Raw genomic sequence first — 22,715 nt, 5'->3', positions numbered from 1 at the left:
CTGCCGGGGTTTTGTTTCCTGAGCCTTTGTCAGGCAGACAGCATCAGGTCCATGTTCTGGACGGCCGCGCCCGAGGCGCCCTTGCCGAGATTGTCGAGCAGGGCGACGAGGTTCACATGGGCACCGCCGCTGGTTCCGAATACGAAGAGCTTCATCGTGTCCTTGCCGGCGAGCTCGGTGGCGTCGATCCTGGCAAGCTTTGCGCTGTCGGCAAGCGGAACCACTTCGACGATCGACTGGCCGGCATAGTGCGCGGCGAGCGCGGCATGGATGCTTTCGAGCGTCGTTCCGGCGGCGAGGTCGTCGAGATAAAGCGGCACCTGGACGATCATGCCCTGCGGGAACTTGCCGACCGAGGGTGAGAAGACCGGCGCGCGCTCGAGCAGACCGTGCATCTTCATTTCCGGCACATGCTTGTGCTTGAGCGGGAGGCCGTAGAGGAAGTGCGGGGCGCTGATGCGGTCGGCGTGGTTCTCGTCCTCGATCTGCGCGATCATCTGTTTGCCGCCGCCGGTATAGCCGGAGACGGCGTTGACGGTGACCGGGTAGCCGTCCGGCAGGACGCCCGCCTGGCGCAGCGGCCGGATCAGGCCGATGGCGCCGGTCGGATAGCAGCCGGGATTTGAGACGTGCCGCGCGTCGCGAATTTTGGCGGGCTGTGCCTTGTCCATCTCGGCAAAGCCATAGGCCCAGTCGGGCGCGACGCGGTGCGCTGTCGATGTGTCGATGATCCGCACCCGATTGTTGCCGGCGACCATGGCGACCGCTTCGCGCGAAGCGTCGTCCGGCAGGCAGAGGATGGCAATGTCGGCGCTGTTCAGAAGGTCTTCACGCATCGCCGCGTTACGGCGTTCCGCTTCCGGGATCGACAGGAGCTCGAGATCGGAACGACCGGCCATGCGGGTCCGGATCTGCAGGCCCGTCGTGCCGTGTTCGCCATCGATGAAGATCTTCGGTTTCATGATTTTCCTGCTCCTGCAGATGGTTACCGGGGTTTCCGGATTCAATCTGGCATAGAATTGAATCAGTTTCTTGAGCGGCGGCGATCAGCCGCGCCGTTCCGCCAGCCATTCGGCTCGAAGGCCCAGCATATACATGGCGATGGTCGAGCCAGCAATGGCGGTCAGGTCGGCATGGTCATAGGCGGGCGCCACCTCGACGACGTCGCTGCCGGCGATATGCAATGCTCCCAGCTTGCGCAGCACCGAGAGGATCTTGGCGCTGGACGGACCGCCCGCAACCGGCGTGCCGGTGCCCGGAGCATAAGCCGGGTCGAGGCAATCGATATCGAAGGTCAGGTAGGCCGAATGGCTGCCGACATGCCGGACGATCGTGTCGGCGACCTCTTCGGCGCGCATCTCCTCGACCTCGTAGCCGTGCACGATGCGGATGCCGCAGTCGTCCGGCGCATGCGTGCGGATGCCGATCTGGATCGACCGCTCGACGTCGATCAGCCCCTCGCGCGCGGCCCGACCGACAAAGGAGCCGTGGTCGATACGGCCCTTTTCATCCGGCCAGGTATCCTGATGCGCGTCGAATTGCACGAGCGCGAGGGGGCCGTGGAGCGCTGCGTGCGCCTTGAGGATCGGATAGGTGACGAAATGGTCGCCGCCAAGCGTCAGCAGATAGGCGCCCGACCTCAGGATCTTCGCCGCCTCGCGCTCGATCGTGGCTGGGGTCTTCGCATGGTTGCCATAGTCGAGCAGGCAGTCGCCATAGTCGATCGTCGCCATGTCGGCGAAGAGATCGCGCTGGAACGGGTATTGGGGATCGTTGTCGAAGATCGCCGACGCCCGGCGGATCGCCTGCGGACCGAAACGCGCGCCGGGGCGATTCGAGGTGGCGGCGTCGAAAGGAATGCCCCAGACGACGGCATCCACGTCTTGCAGCCGCTTCGAATATTTGCGCCGCATGAAGGAAAGCACGCCGGCATGGGTCGGGTCCGTGGCGGCACCGTGCAGCGAACCGGCGGTAATCGCGTGATCGATGGATTTCGGAGCCATCTTCAACCCTATGTCTTGCTGAAGCCATAGGCGCGCTCGACCCGCGCCACGCGCACCTCATAGTGGCTGTACCATTCGGCACGGCCGCGCTTTTGCGCGGCGAGATGATCGACGTTTCTTTTCCAGGCTCGGATGGAATCTTCATCGCGCCAGAAGACATTGGTGATCCCGAAGCCGTCATTGCCGCGGGCGCTCTCTAGGCCGAGAAAGCCGGGCTGCTCCCGCGCCAGTTTCTCCATCGCGTCGGCCATGTCTCCATAGCCGTTGTCGCCGTCGGTTCGGGCGGAAGAGAAGCAGACGACGTAGTAGGGCGGGGCAGGCAATTTGGCGAAGGGCATCCGACGCTCCCGTGACCGATCCGCAAAAGAAAAGGCGGAGCTGAAAGCCCCGCCTTTCGATCTCGTAATCCGTGAGCGCGATTAGCGCTTGGAGAACTGGAACGAACGGCGTGCCTTCGCACGGCCGTACTTCTTGCGCTCGACGACGCGGCTGTCGCGGGTGAGGAAACCGCCGCGCTTCAGAACGGAGCGCAGGCCCGGTTCGAAGTAGGTCAGCGCCTTGGCGATGCCGTGACGAACGGCACCGGCCTGGCCGGAGAGGCCGCCGCCGGCAACGGTCGCGTCGACGTCGAACTGGCCGTCACGGGCAGCGGCGACGATCGGCTGCTGCAGGATCATCTGCAGGACCGGGCGGGCGAAGTAGGCCGAGAACGGCTTGCCGTTGACGGTGATCTTGCCGGAGCCGGCCTTAACCCAAACGCGGGCGACGGCGTCCTTGCGCTTGCCGGTCGCGTAGGAGCGGCCCTGCGCGTCGACCTTCTTGACGTGAACCGGAGCGGCCGGTTCCGCGGTCGTGGCAATATCCTTGAGAGCGGAAAGGTCAGCCATTATCAGGCGCTCCTTGTGTTCTTGCTGTTCAGCTTGGCGACGTCGAGGACGGTCGGCTGCTGTGCTTCATGCGGGTGGTTCGTACCGGCGTAGACACGCAGGTTCTTCATCTGGCGACGGCCGAGCGGACCACGCGGAACCATGCGCTCGACGGCCTTCTCGATGACGCGCTCCGGGAAGCGGCCCTCGATGATCTGGCGAGCGGTGCGCTCCTTGATGCCGCCGGGATAGCCGGTGTGCCAGTAGTACTTCTTGTCGGTGTACTTCTTGCCGGTGAGAACGGCCTTCTCGGCGTTGATGACGATGACGTTGTCGCCGTCGTCGACGTGCGGCGTGAAGGTGGCCTTATGCTTGCCGCGCAGGCGGTTTGCGATGATGGAAGCGAGGCGACCGACAACGAGGCCTTCGGCGTCGATGAGGATCCACTTCTTCTCCACCTCTGCAGGCTTCTGAACGAAGGTTGCCATATCTAAACTCTTTCGTTGGACCCGGAAGCGAGCCGGGCGTTTCTTGTTGCTTGCTTTGGCTCTGAGGAGGCCAAAAAAGAAGGCGGCCCAAAATGGACCGCGATCTGGGGGCAGCTTATACGCAAGCGCAAAAGTTAGGTCAAGTGCCATGTTCCTGAGATTCTAAAAGATTTCTATGTAAAATCAAATCCTTAGAACTATGGTTCTATAATACCACATCTCAGCGAGGCGGAATCGAATACGTCGCGGTGGCATGCGCCACCAGATCGTCGCCGCCAACGGGCGCAATTGAGGCATCGAGGACCGCAAGCCGCTTGCCTAGCTTCAGGATCCGGCAGGTGCATTCGAGCGGCTCGGGCTCAGGCTTGCGCAGGAAGTTGATGTTGAGGTTCGTGGTGACCGCGAGCGCGACCGGACCGATATGCGCGATCAGTGCTATATAGGCCGAGACGTCGGCAAGCGCGAACAGCGTCGGCCCGGAAACGGTGCCGCCCGGGCGGATGTGGCGCTCGTTCGGGTCAAGCCGCATCGTCGCAAAACCGGGGCCGGTCGCCGTCACGGCGAAGACCTTGCCGTCCGTATGGACCTGCGGAAAATCCGTGTCGAGGAAGCGATTGAGCTCCTCGACGGTCATGATCGGCTGCAAGCTCATGCGCATCCCTCCATTGCTTACACCCGTTACAGGACGTCCGAGCCCGCCGCGCAAGCCGGAAAATGGTCTTAGCCGGAGATGCTGCCCCGGGGTTGAAAGAGCGGTAGCGGCGGCGTACCACGGGCCGACCTACGGCGAACGGGAGAAGACCATGGCGGATGTCGTTGCATTCAAGAAGGAAGAGCCGAACGGGCCTTTGCTGCGAGAGACGAACGGTCCGGTCTTGCGCTTGACGCTCAACAACCCTCCGGCCAACGCACTGTCGATTGCGCTGATGCAGGCGCTTGCGGCCGAACTCGACGCCGCTGCCGGCGCCAAGGAGATCAAGGTCGTCGTCATCGCGGCCACGGGTAAGGTCTTTTCCGCCGGCCACGACCTGAAGGAAATGACGCTGCATCGCGCCGATGAGGATGGCGGCAGGGCCTTCTTCGAGAGTGCCGTTCGGTTGGCGGCCGACATCATGCTGAAGATCACGAAGCTGCCGCAGGCGGTCATCGCCGAGATTGACGGTCTCGCCACCGCGGCCGGCTGCCAGTTGGTCGCGAGTTGCGATCTCGCCATCTGCACCGACAGCTCGACCTTCTGCACGCCGGGCGTGAATATCGGTCTCTTCTGTTCGACTCCGATGGTCGCCCTGTCGCGCGCGGCCCATCGCAAGCAGGCGATGGAAATGCTGCTGACGGGCGAAACGATCGACGCCTCGACCGCGAAGGACTTCGGCCTCGTCAACCGGATCGTGCCGCAGCAATATCTGCGTCAGGTGGTCGACAAGTATGCCTCCGTCATCGCCTCGAAGTCGCCGCAGGCACTGAGGATCGGCAAAGAGGCCTTCTACCGCCAGGCAGAGATGCCGCTCGCCGACGCCTATGACTATGCGGTCGGCGTGATGGTCGAGAACATGCTGGCACGCGATGCGCAGGAAGGGATCGGCGCGTTTATCGGCAAACGCATGCCGGAGTGGAAGGAAGACTAGGCAAGTCTTAGGAGCAAGGCACCAAGGGCAATGACGCCGGCGGCGGCTATGCGCCAGACGCTGACGCGCTCCTTGAGGAAGACGACGGAAATCACCACCGCAAAAAGGATCGCCGTTTCGCGAAGCGCCGCGACGGTCGCGACGGGCGCCCTGGTCATGGCCCAGAGCGCCAGTCCGTAGGCGCCGATCGAGCCCGCTCCGCCGATGAGGCCGCGCCACCAGTGGTGCCGGACGTGGCGGAGCACGGGCTTGACGCCGCGGCTGGCGAAGGCCCAAGCAAAGAGCAGGACGGGCGGCAGCAGCGCCATCCACAGCGTGTAGGAAATGGCATTGCCGGAGACCCGCGCGCCGATACCGTCGACGAAAGTGTAGCTGGCGATCACGCAGGCATTTGAGAGCGCCAGCCCGATCGCCTGTTTGCCGCCCTTGCGCGATTCGAAGGCGAGCGTCAGCACGCCGGCCGAGATCGTCAGGATGCCGGCGAGCGCGCCGCCGGTAAGATGCTCGCCGACGACGATGCTGCTGGTGGCGGCGACGATGAGCGGCGCCACGCCGCGCATCAGCGGGTAGACGAGGCCGATGTCCCCGGCGCGGTAGGCGGCCGCCACGAGCTGGAAATAGGCGAACTGCAGCACTGCCGAAGCAAGGATATAGGGCCACGCTTCGGCGTCGGGCAGCGGCAGCAACGGCAGGAAAGGCAGCGCCACGACAGCGGCGCCAAGCGCGATCATGGCGGCATCCAGCGATTTTTCCGCGCCCGCCTTGACCAGCGCGTTCCAGATCGCGTGCAGCAGCGCCCCGAAGAGCACGAGCGCGATGACATCAAGCGGCAAGGTGAACCTCTACGGGCGACTTGGAGGGAATTCTCCGCGTTTGTCGCCTTGCTTCCCCCGAAATGCAACCGGATTTGGAGAACTGGCGTTGAGAGAGCGCTCACGGCTACGAAACGGTGCATAGGGCCGGATGCGAACGCAGCCTTGGTTGACTCGTTGCCGCGCCGCCCCAACTATCGCGCGGCAACGACAACAATACTTGGACGCAAGCATGAACCACGATGTCTACCCGGATCACTACCTCGCCGACATCCTGCGCGAGACCAGGACCATTGCTCTCGTTGGCGCGTCGCCGAAGCCGGAGCGACCGAGCCACCGCGTCATGGCCTTCCTCTTGCGCAAGGGATACCGCGTCATCCCGGTCAATCCGGGCCATGCGGGCCGGACGATCCTCGACCAGACCGTGGTGGCACGGCTCGCGGATATCGACGAGCCTGTAGACATGGTCGACGTCTTCCGCGCCGCCCACGCCTTGCCTGCACTGGTAGACGAAATTCTTTCGCTGCCGAATCTGCCCAAGGTCATTTGGGGCCAGTTGTCGGTCCGCGACGACAAGGCGGCCGCCAAGGCAGAGGCGGCGGGCATCAACGTGGTCATGGACCGGTGTCCGGCGATCGAATATCCGCGCCTGATCGGCTGACCCGCCAACCATGGAGTTAGGAATGATGAAGACCGGCCCCGGCTTCAGCACGCTCGCCGTCCATGCGGGAGCGCAGCCCGACCCCACGACCGGCGCGCGGGCGACGCCGATCTATCAGACGACGAGCTTCGTCTTCAATGACGCGGATCACGCGGCGGCGCTCTTCGGCCTGCAGCAATTCGGCAACATCTACACCCGCATCATGAACCCGACGCAGGCGGTGCTGGAGGAGCGCATCGCAGCGCTCGAGGGCGGCACGGCGGCGCTGGCCACCGCCTCCGGGCACGCGGCCCAGCTTCTCGTCTTCCATGCGATCATGAGTCCGGGCGACAATTTCGTCGCCGCAAGGCAGCTTTACGGCGGCTCCGTCAACCAGTTCGGCCAGGCCTTCAAGTCCTTCGACTGGCAGGTGCGCTGGGCCGATGGCGACGACCCCGAAAGCTTCGAGGCGCAGATCGACGAGAAGACCAAAGCGATCTTCATCGAAAGCCTTGCCAACCCCGGCGGCATCTTCGTCGATATTGCCGCGATTGCCGAAGTCGCGCGTCGGCACGGGTTGCCGCTGATCGTCGACAACACGATGGCGACGCCCTATCTGGTGCGGCCGCTGGAGCATGGGGCCGATATCGTCGTCCACTCGCTGACCAAGTTCATCGGCGGCCACGGCAACTCGATGGGCGGGATCATCGTCGATGGCGGCACGTTCGATTGGTCGAAATCCGGGAAATATCCGCTTCTCTCCGAGCCACGTCCGGAATATGGCGGGATCGTGCTGCACCAGACCTTCGGTAATTTTGCCCTTGCGATCGCCGCGCGTGTTCTGGGACTTCGGGATTTCGGTCCGGCGATCTCGCCTTTCAACGCCTTCCTGATCCAGACCGGCGTCGAGACATTGCCGCTGAGGATGCAGCGCCATTGCGACAATGCGCTCGCCGTCGCGGCGTGGCTGCAGCGGCAGGAAAAAGTCTCGTGGGTGCGCTATGCCGGGCTCGAGGACGACCCGAACCATCCGCTTCAGAAGCGCTATTCGCCGAAAGGGGCGGGCGCGGTCTTCACCTTCGGTCTCGCGGGCGGGTACGAGGCGGGAAAGCGCTTCGTCGAGAGCCTCGAGATGTTTTCGCATCTTGCCAATATCGGCGACACCCGTTCGCTGGTCATTCACCCCGCCTCGACGACCCATCGGCAGCTTACGCCCGAACAGCAGGTCGCGGCCGGGGCGGGTCCCGACGTCGTGCGGCTGTCGATCGGCATCGAGGATGTCGACGACATCATCGCCGACCTGGAGCAGGCGCTTGCAGCAATTTGACGAGATTCACCGCCGACTGAGGGTATGACATGAGCCACGACAATATCGTTAAGTTCGAACGACGGAAACCAAAGCAGGAGCAGAGGACTGCCAGCCCACTGCAGCGGAAAGCGCTTATCTGGATCGCGGTTATAGCCGCGTTGGTCCTGGTGTGGGCCTATTATCAGTTCATCTCGCCGCCGAGCCTGCCATGAGCGCAGGTGAACGAAGCATATTCCTGCATTTGAATTCAGAGTCGTAGGATCGGGCCGCGTCGTATGCGAGGAACTGCAATTTGAACCGGCGACGGACGCGCCGCTGCGACGGAGGGGGCTCATGAGTTACGTGCTGAAATTCGACCTTGCTTCGGTTGAGCCGGAAATCGGTGCCCCGGCGCCCGATCGGCTGATTTCGGGAAACCCGGAGTTCCGCACCTGGAATTTCGAGGAAGCGCCGGACGGGCTCTATGCCGGCATCTGGGAGGCGACACCCGGAAAGTGGCGTATCGTCTATGACGAATGGGAGTATTTCCACGTCCTCTCCGGCCATTCGGTCGTGACGGAGGACGGCGGCGGGCCGATGCACCTCAAGCCCGGCGACAGCCTAGTGCTGCGGCCGGGTTTTGCCGGAACCTGGGAGGTCGTCGAGACGACCCGCAAGGATTACGTGATCCGGCTTTGACGCGCGGCGGTTTTCGACCGCCTATCCGCCGGTCGCGGTATTCGCGCTGATGTCGTTGGTGGGATCGTCATTGCGGATGAGGCTGTCCGATCCGCCTTCGAGCTTGTTGTTGCGCACCACATTGTTCTGCGCGAAATCGCGATTGCTGGCGCTGCTGCCGAAGGGGTAGGCCGGGTCCGTGAAGCAATAGCTGCTGCTGCCGTTGCGGGAATTCAACCAGACCGCCGGCCGGGCGAGGAATGAGGACCGGTAGCGGAAGGTGTTGCCGACGATCTGATTGTGCTGCGGTTTTTGGTGCCGGATGACGCCGCCTTCGCCGCAGTTACGGTAAACGAATATGCCGCCATTGTCGGAGCGCTCGAAGATGTTGTTGGTGATCCGGTTGTTCGCCGAGCCGTCGATGGCGATCAATTCGCGCTTCTCCGTGGAGATCCCGAAGACGTTGTTGCTGATCGTGTTGTTGGCGGACTCCGCATCGAGATAGACGGCGACGGCCGTCGACCGGCCGTCGATCTGCGAGTTGACGAGAGCCGCGTTGGTGACGCCGGGCCCCACATAGAAGGGTATTCCATCCGGAGCGTCGAAGGCGATGTTTTCGAGCCGCACGTTCCTCGGAGCCGATGCCTGGGCGAAAGCCGTGTGGTCGGGGTTGCGCGATGATGCCTTCATGGTCCCGCCGTTGGCGTTCTCGCCGAGGCCGTAGACGCGGACGAAGCCTTTGATCCTGCAATTGCGGATCGTCACGTTCGACGGCGCATCCCAGGGGCCGGAGCCCGCTTTCCTGGAGCGAACGGCGACAGCGGTCTTCTCCTTGCGCGATTGACCTGCACTGACATCGAGCGTTCCGCCGCCGCAGTCGAGCACCGATCCGGACGCGGCACTTCCCTCGAAGACCAGTGGATGGGTGATGACATCGGCAGAGGTCAGCCGAAGGCTGCAGGCAAGTGTCACCGGATTGGTTCCGGGCGCCTTCAGCTTGGATTGAACCTCCGCGTCGCAGCCCGGCTTGGCATCGACAGTCTCGACTGGCGGAGGGGAGGGAAGTGTCGGCGGGTCGGCTGGCGTTGTGGGCGTGGTTGGCCGGCCCGTGTCAGGTTGCGCGACCAGGGGCGGATTCCTGAAAGCTGCGTCGGCAACTGTTGCCAGCTCGCTCTGGCAGCCGCTCAAGGCAAGGCTGAGGAGAACCAGGCTTGTGAACTTGATCGGCGACATCGGCAGGCTCCTGTGACGGTTCCGTTCAGAGCCGAATAGGGCCTTATGCTTAATCGACTCTGAACGAAGGTGTGCCTTTCCGGCTACCAGACGAGATCCAGCCGCTCCAGCCCGTGAAAGTGGAAGCTGTCCTTGACCGGCGGCTCGCGCTTGAGCCGCAGCCCGGGCAGGCGGCGGAACAGGATCGGCAGGGAAAGATTGAGTTCAAGCCGTGCGAGCGGCGCGCCGATGCAGAAGTGCAGGCCGGCGCCGAAGGAGACATTGGCGCCCTCGTTGCGGTCCGGCCTGAACGTGTCCGGGGCAGTGAACTTGCGCGGATCGACATTGGCCGCCCCGAGCATCAGGCCGATTTTGTCGCCTTTCCTGAGAGAGATGCCGTCTTCCAGTCCGATATCCGAGAGGGCGTAGCGCTGGAAGATATGGAGCGGCGCGGCGAAGCGCAGGCATTCTTCCACCGTTCGAGCCGTCGCTTCCTCGCTCGCAAACAGCGTGTCGGGAGAAAGGTCGAATTTCAGGATGGTGCTGACCGCATTGCCGATCTGGTGCACGGTCGCCTCGTGACCGGCGTTCAGAAGCAGCACCGTCGTCGAGATCAATTCGGCCTCCGAGAGGCGCTCGCCGTCCTTCTCCGAGCTGATCATATGGGTCAGCAGGTCGTCTGCCGGACTGACGCGCTTCTCCGCGATGATATCCTTCAGATATGCGGCAAATTCGGTGGAAGCCCGGTTGGCGTCGAGTTCGGTCTCGAAGCTTGGATTGAAGACATACATCTTCACCATCCGGTGCGACCAGTCGAGGAGGCGAGGAGCGCTCTCGACCGGAATGCCGAGCATGCGGGCGATGATGGTGACCGGGATCGTCTCGGCGTAGGTCTTCAAGAGTTCGACCTCGCCGTCCTTTTCGAAGCCGTCGATGATCGCATGCGAGAGCGTTTCGATATCCGGCCGAAGCTGCTCGATCTGCCGCGAAACGAAGGCTCGGTTGACGAGCGTGCGCAACCGCGTATGGGCCGGCGGCTCGAGCTCCAGCAGCGAATGTTCTTCGAGCGCGTCGAAATCCTTGAGATGCGATTTCGGTGCGGGCTGGCCGAGTTCCTCCCGCGTCGCCACATGCAGGATCTGCCGGCCGAAGCGCCGGTCGCGCAGAAGGGCGTTCACCTGGTCGTAGCCTGCGAAATACCACTGTTGCGGTTCTTCCCAGAAGAAGGCCGGACATTGCGCATGGAGTGCGCTATAGGCCGGCAGCGGATTGCGGAAAAAGTCGGGGTTGCGAACGTCGAGAGAAACGCGCCGCGCGGGGCCGTCGATGGTAATGCCGGGGGCTGGAGACATGATATCGGGCTCTCGATAAATAGGCAGGCTGATGCTTCCACCCCCATCTCTATTGCGCCGGGCGGGACTGCGGCAAGAGCAATCGATCGGCATCGGCCTCAAGGAACAACATCCGCAATATCGACTTTTTCAGTGGCAATGATTGATCTCATTGAGCATGATGCGGCAGCAGCAGGGAGCGGCATGGCAAAAACGCAAGGCAGTTTTTCCGCGGGCATCATGGCCGCGATCCGGAAACGGCGGCCGACCGTGGTCAATCGCGACGCGGCCGTGAGCCGTGGCGATATCGTGATCGCCTCCTACAATATCCACAAATGCGTAGGCACGGACGGGCGCTTCGATCCGGGCCGCATCGCTCAGGTCATCACCGAGATCGGCGCGGATATCGTCGCGCTCCAGGAGGCCGACCAGCGGTTTGGCGAACGCGCCGGGCTCCTGGATCTCGAGCATCTGCGACGCGAGGCCCATCTTGTTTCGGTGCCGATCTCCCCTTTCTCGGAAAAGGGGCACGGCTGGCATGGCAATGTCCTCCTGCTCAGGGAAGGCGCCGTATCCGACGTTCGGCAGCTCAATCTTCCGGGCGTCGAGCCGCGTGGCGCGCTGGTCGTCGATCTTGATCTCAAGGCCGGACCGCTGCGGGTGATCGCCGCCCATCTCGGCCTGTTGCGCCACTCCCGGGCGCGGCAGGCGGAGAGTATCCTGCGGGTTGCGGCCGACGGCGTCGGCCGGCCGACGCTGCTCATCGGCGACCTCAACGAGTGGCGCATGGGTAGACGTTCTTCGCTGAGCTTCCTCAGTCCCATTTTCGACCCGACCCATGCGACAGTTGCGAGCTTTCCATCGCGTTTCCCGCTGTTGCCGCTCGATCGCGTGCTTGGTAATCCGCATCATCTCGTGACGTCGGTGTCGGTGCACGACACGCCGCTGGCGCGGGTGGCGTCCGATCACCTTCCGGTGAAGGCGTCGATCGATCTCAAGGCTGCTCTCAAGGACGGCGGCACCGACAACCGGGCAGGGTTGATCGACCTGGAGTCGGCGTGAAGCCGTCCGAACAGCCTCTTAAATCGGGTTCGATTTCAAGTAGAATTGGTCGAGAACCCAAGATGTTAAAGGAGCCGCGGCGAGTCTGAGGACGCAGCCGATGCTGTGGACGGCGTGGATGTTTTTCTGGATTGCGTTCTTTCTTGCCGTTCTCCTGGTTCTTGTCGCCGCCGCGACATTATATGTCTACGGCGTGTTCGGGCGCCGTCCGCAGGCCCCCAGGTCCTTCGCCCTGCCTCTCGGCGGCAAGCCGACCCGGATCGATGCAAGCGTTGCTTCGCTTCTTTCCGCCAGTCCCGGCGAGTGCGCCGTTGCGCTGATCTCGGACAACATCGAGGCCTTCGTCGCGCGTGCCCATTCCGCCCGCGCCGCTGGCCGCAGTCTCGACCTGCAATATTACTACTGGAAGGACGAGCTGACAGGTTTTCTCCTCACCCGCGAGATCATCAAGGCGGCCGACCGGGGCGTGAGGGTGCGGCTGCTGCTCGACGACATCAATGCCGGCATCCACGACCGGCTCTGCATAGCGCTCGACGCGCATCCGAATATCGACGTGCGCCTGTTCAATCCCAGCCGGGCGCGCACCGATCGGTTCCGCCGCGGCTTTGAAATGGCGGTGCGCGCCTTGAGCGCGACGCGGCGCATGCACAATAAATTGTGGATTGCCGATGGCCGGGTAGCGATCGCCGGGGGACGCAATATCGGCGACGCCTATTTTGATGCGGCCGAACTGTCGAACTTCCGCGACCTGGATGTCTGGCTCACGGGACCCGTCGCCGATCAGGCCACGGCGATGTTCGACCAATACTGGAACAGCGCATCCGTGTTGCCGATCGCAGCACTCCGGACGCCGCGCAAGCACTACCTGCCGGCGCTCTGCGAAACACTCGATACGCTGGCGCGCACCGCGGCGGCACGCTTCTATCTGGAAAGAGTGAGTGACGCCGACGCCGGAGCGGATCTCTACTGGGGCGGCCGCAGGCTTCACCGGAGCGACGGCGTCCGGCTCGCCTTCGACCCGCCCGAAAAGGCCCTGCTGCAGAAGCGGCAGAACTGGCTGCTGCGCGAGCTTTTTCCGCTGATCAACGACGCCGAGCGCGACCTGCGCATCATGTCGCCATATTTCATTCCAGGGGCTGAGGGAACGCGCCAGCTGACGGCGCTCGCGAAGAAAGGCGTGCGCGTGGCCGTGCTGACGAACTCGCTTGCCGCAACGGACGTCGCAGCCGTCCACGGCGGCTATATGAAGTATCGCAAGGGCCTGCTTGAGGGGGGCATCGAGCTCTATGAACTCAAGGAATACGGCGAGGTGATCGACCGCCATCGCATGTCGCTGTTCGGCGCCCGCAATGCTAGCCTGCACACGAAGGCCTTCGTCGTCGATGGCAGGTTCGGCTATGTGGGATCGATGAATTTCGATCCGCGTTCCGCTTCCCTCAACACCGAGATGGGAGTGATCTTCTCCGACGCGGCGCTCGCCGACGAGCTCCAGTCCATCTTCGACGAGGAGACGCTGCCGGAGAGGAGTTATCGGCTGGCACTCGAAGGCGGAAGGCTCGTCTGGCGCGACCGGGCGAACGGAGCGATCCGGCTGCTCGCGCGCGAGCCCGACGCCGGCGCCCACCGTCGCCTGATTGCCGGAGCGATCCGTTTCCTGCCGCTCGAATCCCAACTCTGACAGCCGGGGCATCAGCTTTACGGATCGTTTACCCCGACGCCGCGAATGCCTGTGAGCAAGGCTGAAATGGCGGTGCCATCGGGTGGCGGACCTTGAAAAGTTTTTTATCGGCAGGACGACGGGGTCAATGAAAAACGTTGGTTCCAAGCGCTGCGACCATTAAGCTTATCGAATGTTCGCGACTTGAAGTGAAGGGCATTGACACTCTATGTAAGGACTGAGGCTTATCCGATGATTCCCGGTCCGCGAAGGGATTGCGGGCCCGACTATGAAGGTTCGATATGAGAAATCCAGTTGATACGGCCATGGCTCTTGTGCCGATGGTTGTTGAGCAGACCAACCGCGGCGAACGGTCCTACGACATCTATTCGCGGCTGCTCAAGGAGCGCATTATCTTCCTTACGGGCCCGGTCGAAGACCACATGGCGACGCTCGTCTGCGCGCAATTGCTCTTCCTGGAAGCGGAAAATCCGAAGAAGGAAATCGCCCTCTACATCAACTCGCCGGGCGGCGTCGTCACGGCCGGCATGGCGATCTACGACACCATGCAGTTCATCAAGCCGGCGGTCTCGACGCTTTGCATAGGCCAGGCAGCGTCGATGGGCTCGCTGCTGCTGGCGGCCGGCCACAAGGACATGCGCTTTGCGACGCCCAATGCGCGCATCATGGTGCACCAGCCCTCCGGCGGGTTCCAGGGCCAAGCTTCCGACATCGAACGGCATGCCAGAGACATCCTCAAGATGAAGCGCCGCTTGAACGAGGTCTATGTCAAGCATTGCGGCCGCACCTATGAGGAAGTCGAGCAGACGCTCGATCGCGATCATTTCATGAGTGCCGACGAGGCGTTCGATTGGGGCCTGATCGATAAGGTGATCACCTCGCGCGAAGCCGCGGAGGGCGGCGAACAGGGTTGAAGCCAGGCGCGTCTGCCGCCGCAGACGCGAATGTGACACAATTGTAACGGCTGAGGGCTTTATCGGAAGGGCAAAGCCGTTAATATGAACCGTTAATGCTGTGCCGGTGTTTAGGGTATAGCATTCGGATTTCGACGGGAGAGTCGTTGCAACCGAAATCAGGCATTGCCCTGAGGCGGTGAGTACTCCCAGGAACCTTGCGCGGCGCTGCTTGCTGTGCGCAAGGCGAATTGACTGGTCCGTGATATCTTTCCGAAGGTGTCCGGCGTGCTGGAAGGAAGTGAAAATGAGCAAGGTCAGCGGTAGCAACGGCGGTGACTCGAAGAATACCCTCTATTGTTCGTTTTGCGGCAAGAGCCAGCACGAAGTGCGCAAGCTGATTGCCGGGCCCACGGTATTCATCTGCGATGAGTGCGTGGAACTCTGCATGGACATCATCCGGGAAGAGAACAAGACCTCGATGGTCAAGTCCCGCGACGGCGTTCCCACGCCGCAGGAAATCATCAAGGTTCTCGACGAATATGTCATCGGGCAACAGCAGGCGAAGCGCATCCTGTCGGTCGCCGTGCACAACCACTACAAGCGCCTTGCCCATGCGGCAAAGAGCAGCGACGTGGAACTGGCCAAGTCGAATATCATGCTCGTCGGCCCGACCGGCTGCGGCAAGACCTATCTGGCGCAGACGCTCGCCCGTATCATCGACGTTCCCTTCACCATGGCCGACGCCACGACGTTGACGGAAGCGGGTTATGTCGGCGAAGACGTCGAAAACATCATCCTGAAGCTGCTCCAGGCCGCCGACTACAATGTCGAGCGCGCCCAGCGCGGCATCGTCTACATCGACGAGGTCGACAAGATTTCGCGCAAGTCAGACAACCCGTCGATCACCCGCGATGTTTCGGGCGAGGGCGTCCAGCAGGCGCTTCTGAAGATCATGGAAGGTACCGTCGCCTCCGTTCCGCCGCAGGGCGGCCGCAAGCATCCGCAGCAGGAATTCCTGCAGGTGGATACGACGAACATCCTGTTCATCTGCGGCGGCGCTTTCGCCGGCCTCGACAAGATCATCTCCGCCCGCGGCGAGAAGACCTCGATCGGCTTCGGCGCCACGGTTCGTGCACCGGAAGATCGCCGGGTCGGCGAAGTGCTGCGCGATCTCGAGCCGGAAGACCTAGTCAAGTTCGGCCTCATTCCGGAATTCATCGGCCGTCTTCCGGTTCTCGCCACGCTCGAGGATTTGGACGAGGATGCCCTGATACAGATCCTCTCGGAGCCGAAGAACGCGCTCGTCAAGCAGTACCAGCGGCTGTTCGAGATGGAAGACGTCGAATTGACCTTCCACGAGGACGCGCTGCGCGAAATCGCCCGAAGGGCCATCGTCCGCAAGACGGGCGCGCGCGGGCTGCGCTCGATCATGGAAAAGATCCTGCTCGACACCATGTTCGAACTGCCGACGCTTGAGGGCGTTCGCGAAGTGGTGATCTCGGACGAAGTGGTCAAGGGAACGGCACGACCGCTCTATATCTACTCGGATCGCTCCGAGGAGAAGACCAACGTCTCGGCTTGATTACCCACAGCGCCGCGCGTCTTTACGCGCAAAGGCCGCTGTAGCACGTTGAATTGCTGCATGTCTGTGTCCTTAAATCGAGGACGATTTAAGGACACATGCAGTAGCACTCTACGGTGCAGGGAGAGCCCGCCTAGTGCGGGCTTTTTTGTGCGCGCCGGCAGGTTTTTGCTGCTCGCGAAGATGTGAAGCCGCCGGCCCGGCCATTTCTCATCCGCGGCGTTCATGAGGACGGATCGAGCCCTTCGCAATTTCGCCCCAAAATGATTGGGGTCAATCGAATAGAATATTGCGAAACCTCCGCAACAACGCGATGATACGACGATTCAATGAACGCGTTTGGGTGCCGGAGTCGGGGGGCCACGTAAGGCCGGCATCAGCCTCTCAGCGTAGAAAACAAGAATTGTCCACGGAGGCGGAGATTGCGCCCGGCCTTGAAATGGCCCCTGTTGCACTCCACTTTCGTGAAGGAAATTTGACAGCCGGGAGTGCCGCTGAGGCTCCCGGGAACGGGCCCGAAATCGGGACGGAAAGGAAAAGACATGACGAACAAAACGTCTCCGGCCGAAAGCGCGACCTATCCGGTTCTGCCGTTGCGCGACATTGTGGTCTTCCCGCATATGATCGTGCCGCTATTCGTCGGCCGCGAGAAGTCCATCCGGGCGCTTGAAGAGGTCATGGGCACCGACAAGCAGATCATGCTGGCGACCCAGATCAATGCGACGGATGACGATCCGGAACCCTCCGCGATCTACCGCGTCGGAACGATCGCCAACGTGCTGCAGCTCCTGAAGCTCCCCGATGGCACCGTCAAGGTTCTCGTCGAGGGGCGTGCACGGGCGGAGATCGATCGCTACACCTCCCGCGACGACTTCTACGAAGCGGTCGCCCATGTGTTGCGCGAGCCGGAAGAGGACCCGGTCGAGATCGAGGCGCTGAGCCGCTCGGTCGTGTCCGAATTCGAGAGCTACGTGAAGCTGAACAAGAAGATTTCGCCGGAAGTCGTCGGCGTCGCCAGCCAGATCGACGACTATTCCAAGCTCGCCGACACGGTTGCCTCTCACCTGTCGATCAAGATCGTCGAGAAGCAGGAAATGCTCGAGACGACCAGCGTGAAGATGCGCCTTGAAAAGGCGCTCGGCTTCATGGAAGGCGAGATCTCGGTTCTGCAGGTGGAAAAGCGCATCCGTTCGCGCGTTAAGCGCCAGATGGAGAAGACACAGCGCGAGTACTACCTCAACGAACAGATGAAGGCGATCCAGAAGGAGCTCGGCGACAGCGAAGACGGCCGCGACGAGATGGCCGAAATCGAGGAGCGTATCGCTAAGACGAAGCTCTCCAAGGAAGCGCGCGAAAAGGCCGATGCGGAGCTGAAGAAGCTGCGCCAGATGAGCCCGATGTCGGCCGAAGCGACCGTCGTGCGCAATTATCTGGATTGGCTCCTGGGCCTGCCCTGGGGCAAGAAGTCGAAGATCAAGACGGACCTCAACCACGCCGAAAAGGTGCTGGACGCCGATCACTTCGGTCTCGACAAGGTCAAGGAGCGTATCGTCGAGTATCTCGCCGTGCAGGCCCGTTCCGCGAAGATCAGGGGCCCGATCCTGTGTCTCGTCGGCCCTCCGGGCGTCGGCAAGACCTCGCTCGCCAAGTCTATCGCCAAGGCGACCGGCCGCGAATATATCCGCATGGCGCTCGGCGGCGTGCGTGACGAGGCCGAGATCCGTGGCCACCGCCGCACCTATATCGGCTCCATGCCCGGCAAGGTCGTGCAGTCGATGAAGAAGGCCAAGCGGTCCAATCCGCTGTTCCTGCTCGACGAGATCGACAAGATGGGCCAGGACTTCCGCGGCGATCCGTCCTCGGCGCTTCTCGAAGTGCTCGATCCGGAACAGAACTCGACCTTCATGGATCACTATCTCGAGGTCGAGTACGACCTCTCGAACGTGATGTTCATCACCACGGCGAACACGCTGAACATTCCGGCGCCGCTGATGGACCGCATGGAAGTGATCCGCATCGCCGGCTACACGGAAGAGGAAAAGCTGGAAATCGCCAAGCGGCACCTGCTGCCGAAGGCGATTCGCGATCATGCGCTGCAGCCGAACGAGTTCTCCGTGACCGACGGCGCGCTTATGGCGGTGATCCAGACCTACACGCGCGAGGCGGGCGTTCGCAACTTCGAGCGTGAGCTGATGAAGCTTGCGCGCAAGGCCGTGACCGAGATCCTAAAGGGCAAGACCAAGAAGGTCGAAGTGACGGCCGAGAACGTCCCCGACTATCTCGGCGTGCCGCGCTTCCGCCATGGCGAAGCCGAACGCGACGACCAGGTGGGCGTTGTCACGGGTCTTGCCTGGACCGAGGTGGGCGGTGAATTGCTGACGATCGAAGGCGTGATGATGCCGGGCAAGGGCCGCATGACGGTCACCGGCAACCTGCGCGACGTCATGAAGGAATCGATTTCCGCGGCGGCCTCCTATGTCCGATCGCGTGCGATCGATTTCGGCATTGAGCCGCCGCTCTTCGACAAGCGCGACATCCACGTGCACGTGCCGGAAGGTGCAACGCCGAAGGATGGCCCGTCGGCGGGCGTCGCCATGGCGACGGCAATTGTTTCGGTGATGACCGGCATTCCGATCTCCAAGGATGTGGCGATGACCGGCGAGATCACCCTGCGCGGCCGTGTCCTGCCGATCGGCGGCTTGAAGGAGAAGCTGTTGGCGGCTCTGCGTGGCGGCATCAAGAAGGTGCTGATCCCTGAAGAGAACGCCAAGGATCTTGCGGAGATCCCGGACAATGTGAAGAACAGCCTCGAAATCATCCCGGTTTCGCGGATGGGCGAGGTGCTCGAGCACGCATTGACGCGGCGTCCCGAGCCGATTGAATGGGACCCGGCAAGCCATGCCGGCACCATTTCGCCGGTCGATTCGCAGGACGAGGCGGGCACCTCGATCGCCCACTGAGGACGCGCAAATAGGGGAGGGACTGTGTCCCCGTTGCGCCCTTTGCCAAAAAAACGGAAAAGACCGGCCATTTGCCGGTCTTTTCTGTTGTAAAAGCACCCTCTAAGCCTTGCATTTCAAGGGATTCGGCGCAATTGGGAATGGCAAGACGTGGCTGTGCGCAAGCGGCCGCGGCTTAAGAAGACAGTCGTTTCGAACCAATATGAAAGGGGTGGAAACATGAACAAAAATGAGCTCGTGTCTGCCGTTGCCGAGAAGGCCGGTCTTTCCAAGGCCGATGCGTCTTCCGCTGTTGATGCAGTGTTTGAGACCATTCAGGGTGAACTGAAGAACGGCGGCGACATTCGTCTCGTCGGCTTCGGCAACTTCTCCGTGACCCGCCGCGAAGCGAGCAAGGGCCGCAACCCGTCGACGGGTGCGGAAGTTGACATCCCGGCACGCAACGTGCCGAAGTTCACGGCCGGTAAGGGCCTGAAGGACGCCGTCAACTAATCGGACGTGTCGAGGTCCGAAAGGGCCTCGAGATGCCGCGCGGTCCGGGTCGGCGGCGACGCCAAAGAGGCCGCAAGCAAGTTCATGTTCCATCTGCCGCCTTCCTTCCAGGATCGCCGGCAGGTTGATTGGGGCCCGGTCGATCCGGGCCTCTTTTCATTTAACCTCCGCTGTCATCGGGCTGTTACAGGACGGTTGCACAAGCCTCCCATCCGGAGGTGGACGAATTGCGACTCCGGACGCGAACGCGGTGTCGGAAGGCCTGATCTCCGGGCGCGCGCCGCGACAGGAGGGATAAATGAGGGCTTTTTCCATCACAGCCGCCTTGGCGGCGGCACTCGCCGCATCGACGGCGCCGGCCGCTCAGGCCGAACAGGTCTTTAACCGCATTGCATCCTTTGCGGTCGCCGGCAACTTGCCCGAAGGCGCCGACCAAAAGGCACCGACCTCAGCGGAAATCATTGCCGCCAGCGAGGACGGCAACACGCTCATCTATACGGACAGCCCCGGCAAGCGTATCGGCTTCATCGATATCACCGACGCCCGCGCGCCGAAGGCCGGCGGCATCGTTTCCTTCGAGGGCGAGCCGACGTCGGTCGCTGTCGCCGGCCCGAAGGCGCTGGTCGCCGTCAACACCCGTGAAAGTTTCACCAAGACCTCCGGCCTGCTTGCCGTCGTCGATGTCGCGACGAAAAAGATCGACGCCACCTGCGATCTCGGTGGCCAGCCGGATTCCGTCACCGTCAACAAGGACCGGACGCTGGCGGCGATCGCCATCGAGAACGAGCGCGACGAGGACGTCAACGACGGTGAGATCCCGCAGCTGCCGGCCGGCGATCTCGTGATCCTGTCGCTGAAGGACGGCGTTGCCGATTGCGCGACGATCAAGCATGTGACGCTCACCGGCCTTGCCGAAGTCGCCGGCGACGATCCGGAGCCGGAATTCGTCGCGTTCAACGGCAAGGCCGAGATTGCGCTGACGCTGCAGGAAAACAATCACATCGTGATCATCGACGGCAAATCAGCGGCCGTGAGGGCGCATTTTTCCGCCGGTACGGCGGACCTCAAGAATGTTGACGCGAAGCGTGACGGCGCCATTTCGTTTGCGAGCGATCTGACCGGCGTCAAGCGCGAGCCGGATGCCGTGAAGTGGCTCGACGACAACCGTCTGGTCGTCGCCAATGAGGGCGACTACGAAGGCGGCTCGCGCGGCTTCACGATCTTCGACGTCACCGGCAAGGTGCTGTTCGAGTCCGGTGCAAGCCTGGAGCACGCCATCGCTGCCGTCGGCCATTACCCGGAAAAGCGCTCTTCGGCGAAGGGCATCGAGCCGGAAGGCATGGAAACGGCGCAGTACGGCGACGACAAGCTGTTCTTCGTGCTTTCCGAGCGCGCCTCGATCGTCGGCGTCTACAAGGACACCGGTGCCGAGCCGCAACTGCTGCAGCTGCTGCCGTCCGGGGTTTCGCCCGAGGGCGCGGTCGCCATTCCCGGCCGCAATCTGTTCGCCACCGCCAACGAGGTCGATCTCGTCGAGGACGGCGGCGCGCGGGCGCATGTGATGATTTACGCGCGCGGCGAGGGGGAGGCCATCTACCCGCAGATTCGCTCCGCCGAGAAGGACGGTCTGCCGATCGGGTTCGGCGCCCTTTCCGGCCTGGCGGCCGTCGGCGACAAGCCGGGCTTCCTGCGGGCGGTGAACGACTCCGTTCTTTCGTCGCAGCCGACGATTTTTGCGATCGACGCGACGCAGAAGCCGGCGGTGATCACCGAGGCACTGCCGATCACCCGCGATGGCGCAGCCGCGCAAAAGCTCGATATCGAAGGCATTGCCAATGATGGCGAAGGCGGCTTCTGGCTGGCGTCGGAAGGCGACTCGGACAAGCTTTACAGCCACGCACTCCTTCACGTGAACAAGAAGGGCGAAATCAAACAGGAGATCGCTCTTCCGGCGGAGCTGCGCGCCAACGAAATCCGCTCCGGCTTCGAAGGAATCACCGCGGTCGGCGAAGGCGACGGCCTCACGCTCTGGATGGCGGTCCAGCGCGAGTGGAAGGACGACGAGAAGGGCTTCGTCAAGCTCGTCGCCTACAATCCGGCGACGAAAGAGTGGGGCGCAGTGCGCTATCCGCTCGACAAGTCCGAAGCCGGCTGGGTCGGTCTTTCGGAGATCTCCGTCCACGGCGACTATGCCTATCTGATCGAGCGCGACAATCTGATCGGCGAAGCCGCGAAGCTCAAGAAGCTCTATCGTGTGGCGCTCACCGAGCTGAAGCCCGCTGCGCTCGGCGGCGAACTGCCGGCCGTCAAAAAGGAAGAGGTGCGCGACCTCATTCCTGACCTGAAGTTGCTGAACGGCTATGTAGTCGACAAGGTGGAGGGCTTCACGGTCGACGCCGCTGGAAACGGCTATGTCGTTACCGACAATGACGGCGTCGACGACTCGTCCGGCGAGACCCTGTTCTTCTCCATCGGCGCAATCAACGCGATGTAAGCGTCGGGCCAGGAGAAAACGGAAGAGGCCGGGGCATGACGTCCCGGCCTCTTCCTTTGTACCAAGTTCGGTTGTGCCTGCGGGGTTACCGCGCGGCAGCGATGTCTGCCTCTTCCTTCGCTTCCTTGCGCTTGCGGATCTCGTCGGTCTTGTCGACGAGCCTGCTGACGATGTCGTAGAGCTGATCGAGCTGCTCGTCGTCGAGCGCCGAGAAGATTTCCTCGATAAGCTGCTTGCGCGGATGTTCCGCCGCCTGGAGGACGGCACGGCCCGTCTCGGTAATCGAGACGATCTTGGCGCGGCGATCGTCCGGATCGGGCTTGCGCATCACCAGGCGATCGCGCTCCAGCCCGTCGATCGCCTCCGTCACGGTCCTGGGGGCGAAGTTCAACGCGCAGGCGATGTCGGTCGAGCGGCACGGGCCGAGCTTGCTCAGGAAGAACAGGAACTTGCTTCGGGCAAGTGACACACCTTCCTCGGTCATCGACTCGTTCACCAGGCGATGGACGCGATGGTAGAGTTCGAACAGTTTGTCGGAGACTTCGAATGTGTTCTTCATGAAAGCCGTTGCGATATGGTGAGGTGCCATGTCAAATGGCAGTTAGACT

21 protein-coding genes are annotated in these 22,715 nt (G+C 62.5%); 11 read left to right on the top strand and 10 right to left on the bottom strand.

Annotated elements, in window-relative coordinates; all coding sequences use genetic code 11:
* Positions 1–29: 29 nt before the first annotated feature.
* The 6 genes from argC to CO656_RS16590 form a co-directional block, all read right to left on the bottom strand.
* Entirely contained in the window at positions 30–962 is a 933-nt protein-coding gene (gene argC / locus CO656_RS16615; RefSeq protein ID WP_097526444.1) for an N-acetyl-gamma-glutamyl-phosphate reductase, read from the bottom strand.
* 84 nt (positions 963–1,046) lie between these two features.
* Positions 1,047–2,003, bottom strand: a complete 957-nt coding sequence (gene speB, locus CO656_RS16610; RefSeq protein WP_037414062.1) for an agmatinase — start codon at positions 2,001–2,003, stop codon at positions 1,047–1,049.
* Between the two features lie 8 nt (positions 2,004–2,011).
* Positions 2,012–2,341: an antibiotic biosynthesis monooxygenase gene (locus tag CO656_RS16605; protein WP_097526443.1), complete on the bottom strand. Its 330-nt coding sequence runs from the start codon at positions 2,339–2,341 to the stop codon at positions 2,012–2,014.
* An 81-nt stretch (positions 2,342–2,422) separates the two neighbouring features.
* Positions 2,423–2,890, bottom strand: a complete 468-nt coding sequence (rpsI, locus tag CO656_RS16600; RefSeq protein ID WP_018239369.1) for a 30S ribosomal protein S9 — start codon at positions 2,888–2,890, stop codon at positions 2,423–2,425.
* Between the two features lie 2 nt (positions 2,891–2,892).
* The gene (gene rplM / locus CO656_RS16595) at positions 2,893–3,357 is read right to left on the bottom strand and encodes a 50S ribosomal protein L13 (protein WP_014327963.1); all 465 of its coding nucleotides are present in this window, start codon (positions 3,355–3,357) and stop codon (positions 2,893–2,895) included.
* Positions 3,358–3,577: 220 nt separating this feature from the next.
* Positions 3,578–4,009: a PaaI family thioesterase gene (locus CO656_RS16590; protein WP_037414071.1), complete on the bottom strand. Its 432-nt coding sequence runs from the start codon at positions 4,007–4,009 to the stop codon at positions 3,578–3,580.
* A 151-nt stretch (positions 4,010–4,160) separates the two neighbouring features.
* Here CO656_RS16590 and CO656_RS16585 point away from each other — a divergent pair, with 151 nt between their 5' ends.
* Entirely contained in the window at positions 4,161–4,982 is an 822-nt protein-coding gene (locus CO656_RS16585) for an enoyl-CoA hydratase (RefSeq protein ID WP_037414072.1), read from the top strand.
* Here CO656_RS16585 and CO656_RS16580 read toward each other — a convergent pair.
* Positions 4,979–5,815, bottom strand: coding sequence for a DMT family transporter (locus CO656_RS16580; protein WP_097526442.1), 837 nt, complete (start codon positions 5,813–5,815; stop codon positions 4,979–4,981). The genes CO656_RS16585 and CO656_RS16580 overlap by 4 nt on opposite strands.
* A gap of 211 nt (positions 5,816–6,026) precedes the next feature.
* Between CO656_RS16580 and CO656_RS16575 the strand changes: the two genes are divergently transcribed.
* From CO656_RS16575 to CO656_RS16560, 3 genes are all read left to right on the top strand, one after another.
* Positions 6,027–6,455 carry a CoA-binding protein gene (locus CO656_RS16575; protein ID WP_037414077.1) on the top strand — a complete coding sequence of 143 codons (429 nt, stop codon included), beginning with the start codon at positions 6,027–6,029 and terminating at the stop codon, positions 6,453–6,455.
* Between the two features lie 25 nt (positions 6,456–6,480).
* Positions 6,481–7,761: an O-acetylhomoserine aminocarboxypropyltransferase gene (locus CO656_RS16570; RefSeq protein WP_097526558.1), complete on the top strand. Its 1,281-nt coding sequence runs from the start codon at positions 6,481–6,483 to the stop codon at positions 7,759–7,761.
* A gap of 315 nt (positions 7,762–8,076) precedes the next feature.
* Positions 8,077–8,421: a cupin domain-containing protein gene (locus CO656_RS16560; protein WP_097526441.1), complete on the top strand. Its 345-nt coding sequence runs from the start codon at positions 8,077–8,079 to the stop codon at positions 8,419–8,421.
* Positions 8,422–8,442: 21 nt separating this feature from the next.
* Here the strand turns inward: CO656_RS16560 and CO656_RS16555 are convergent, their stop codons facing one another.
* Together CO656_RS16555 and CO656_RS16550 are read right to left on the bottom strand one after the other, a co-directional pair.
* Positions 8,443–9,633 (bottom strand): NosD domain-containing protein, encoded by a 1,191-nt coding sequence (locus CO656_RS16555; protein ID WP_097526440.1) that lies wholly within the window; start codon positions 9,631–9,633, stop codon positions 8,443–8,445.
* A gap of 83 nt (positions 9,634–9,716) precedes the next feature.
* Positions 9,717–10,964 (bottom strand): cytochrome P450, encoded by a 1,248-nt coding sequence (locus CO656_RS16550; protein WP_097526439.1) that lies wholly within the window; start codon positions 10,962–10,964, stop codon positions 9,717–9,719.
* A 183-nt stretch (positions 10,965–11,147) separates the two neighbouring features.
* Between CO656_RS16550 and CO656_RS16545 the strand changes: the two genes are divergently transcribed.
* From CO656_RS16545 to CO656_RS16510, 7 genes are all read left to right on the top strand, one after another.
* Entirely contained in the window at positions 11,148–12,005 is an 858-nt protein-coding gene (locus CO656_RS16545) for an endonuclease/exonuclease/phosphatase family protein (protein ID WP_097526557.1), read from the top strand.
* 118 nt (positions 12,006–12,123) lie between these two features.
* Entirely contained in the window at positions 12,124–13,683 is a 1,560-nt protein-coding gene (locus CO656_RS16540) for a phospholipase D family protein (protein ID WP_097526556.1), read from the top strand.
* A gap of 281 nt (positions 13,684–13,964) precedes the next feature.
* On the top strand, positions 13,965–14,597 hold the full coding sequence (clpP, locus tag CO656_RS16535) for an ATP-dependent Clp endopeptidase proteolytic subunit ClpP (protein WP_097526438.1): 633 nt from the start codon (positions 13,965–13,967) through the stop codon (positions 14,595–14,597).
* Between the two features lie 286 nt (positions 14,598–14,883).
* The gene (clpX, locus tag CO656_RS16530) at positions 14,884–16,161 is read left to right on the top strand and encodes an ATP-dependent Clp protease ATP-binding subunit ClpX (RefSeq protein WP_018239383.1); all 1,278 of its coding nucleotides are present in this window, start codon (positions 14,884–14,886) and stop codon (positions 16,159–16,161) included.
* Between the two features lie 542 nt (positions 16,162–16,703).
* Positions 16,704–19,121 (top strand): endopeptidase La, encoded by a 2,418-nt coding sequence (gene lon / locus CO656_RS16520; protein ID WP_097526437.1) that lies wholly within the window; start codon positions 16,704–16,706, stop codon positions 19,119–19,121.
* A 219-nt stretch (positions 19,122–19,340) separates the two neighbouring features.
* Positions 19,341–19,613 carry a DNA-binding protein HupB gene (gene hupB / locus CO656_RS16515; protein WP_037389073.1) on the top strand — a complete coding sequence of 91 codons (273 nt, stop codon included), beginning with the start codon at positions 19,341–19,343 and terminating at the stop codon, positions 19,611–19,613.
* Between the two features lie 298 nt (positions 19,614–19,911).
* Entirely contained in the window at positions 19,912–22,107 is a 2,196-nt protein-coding gene (locus CO656_RS16510; protein ID WP_097526436.1) for an esterase-like activity of phytase family protein, read from the top strand.
* 85 nt (positions 22,108–22,192) lie between these two features.
* On the opposite strand, the gene CO656_RS16505 is transcribed toward CO656_RS16510, so the two are convergent.
* Positions 22,193–22,666 carry a MarR family transcriptional regulator gene (locus tag CO656_RS16505; RefSeq protein ID WP_037414095.1) on the bottom strand — a complete coding sequence of 158 codons (474 nt, stop codon included), beginning with the start codon at positions 22,664–22,666 and terminating at the stop codon, positions 22,193–22,195.
* Positions 22,667–22,715 lie beyond the last annotated feature (49 nt).

It is taken from the genome of Sinorhizobium sp. FG01, from assembly GCF_002531875.1.
GTDB classification, from domain to species: Bacteria; Pseudomonadota; Alphaproteobacteria; order Rhizobiales; family Rhizobiaceae; genus Sinorhizobium; species Sinorhizobium fredii_C.
Note: the sequence above shows the minus strand (reverse complement) of the source record. Positions and strands in the feature narration are given on the sequence as shown.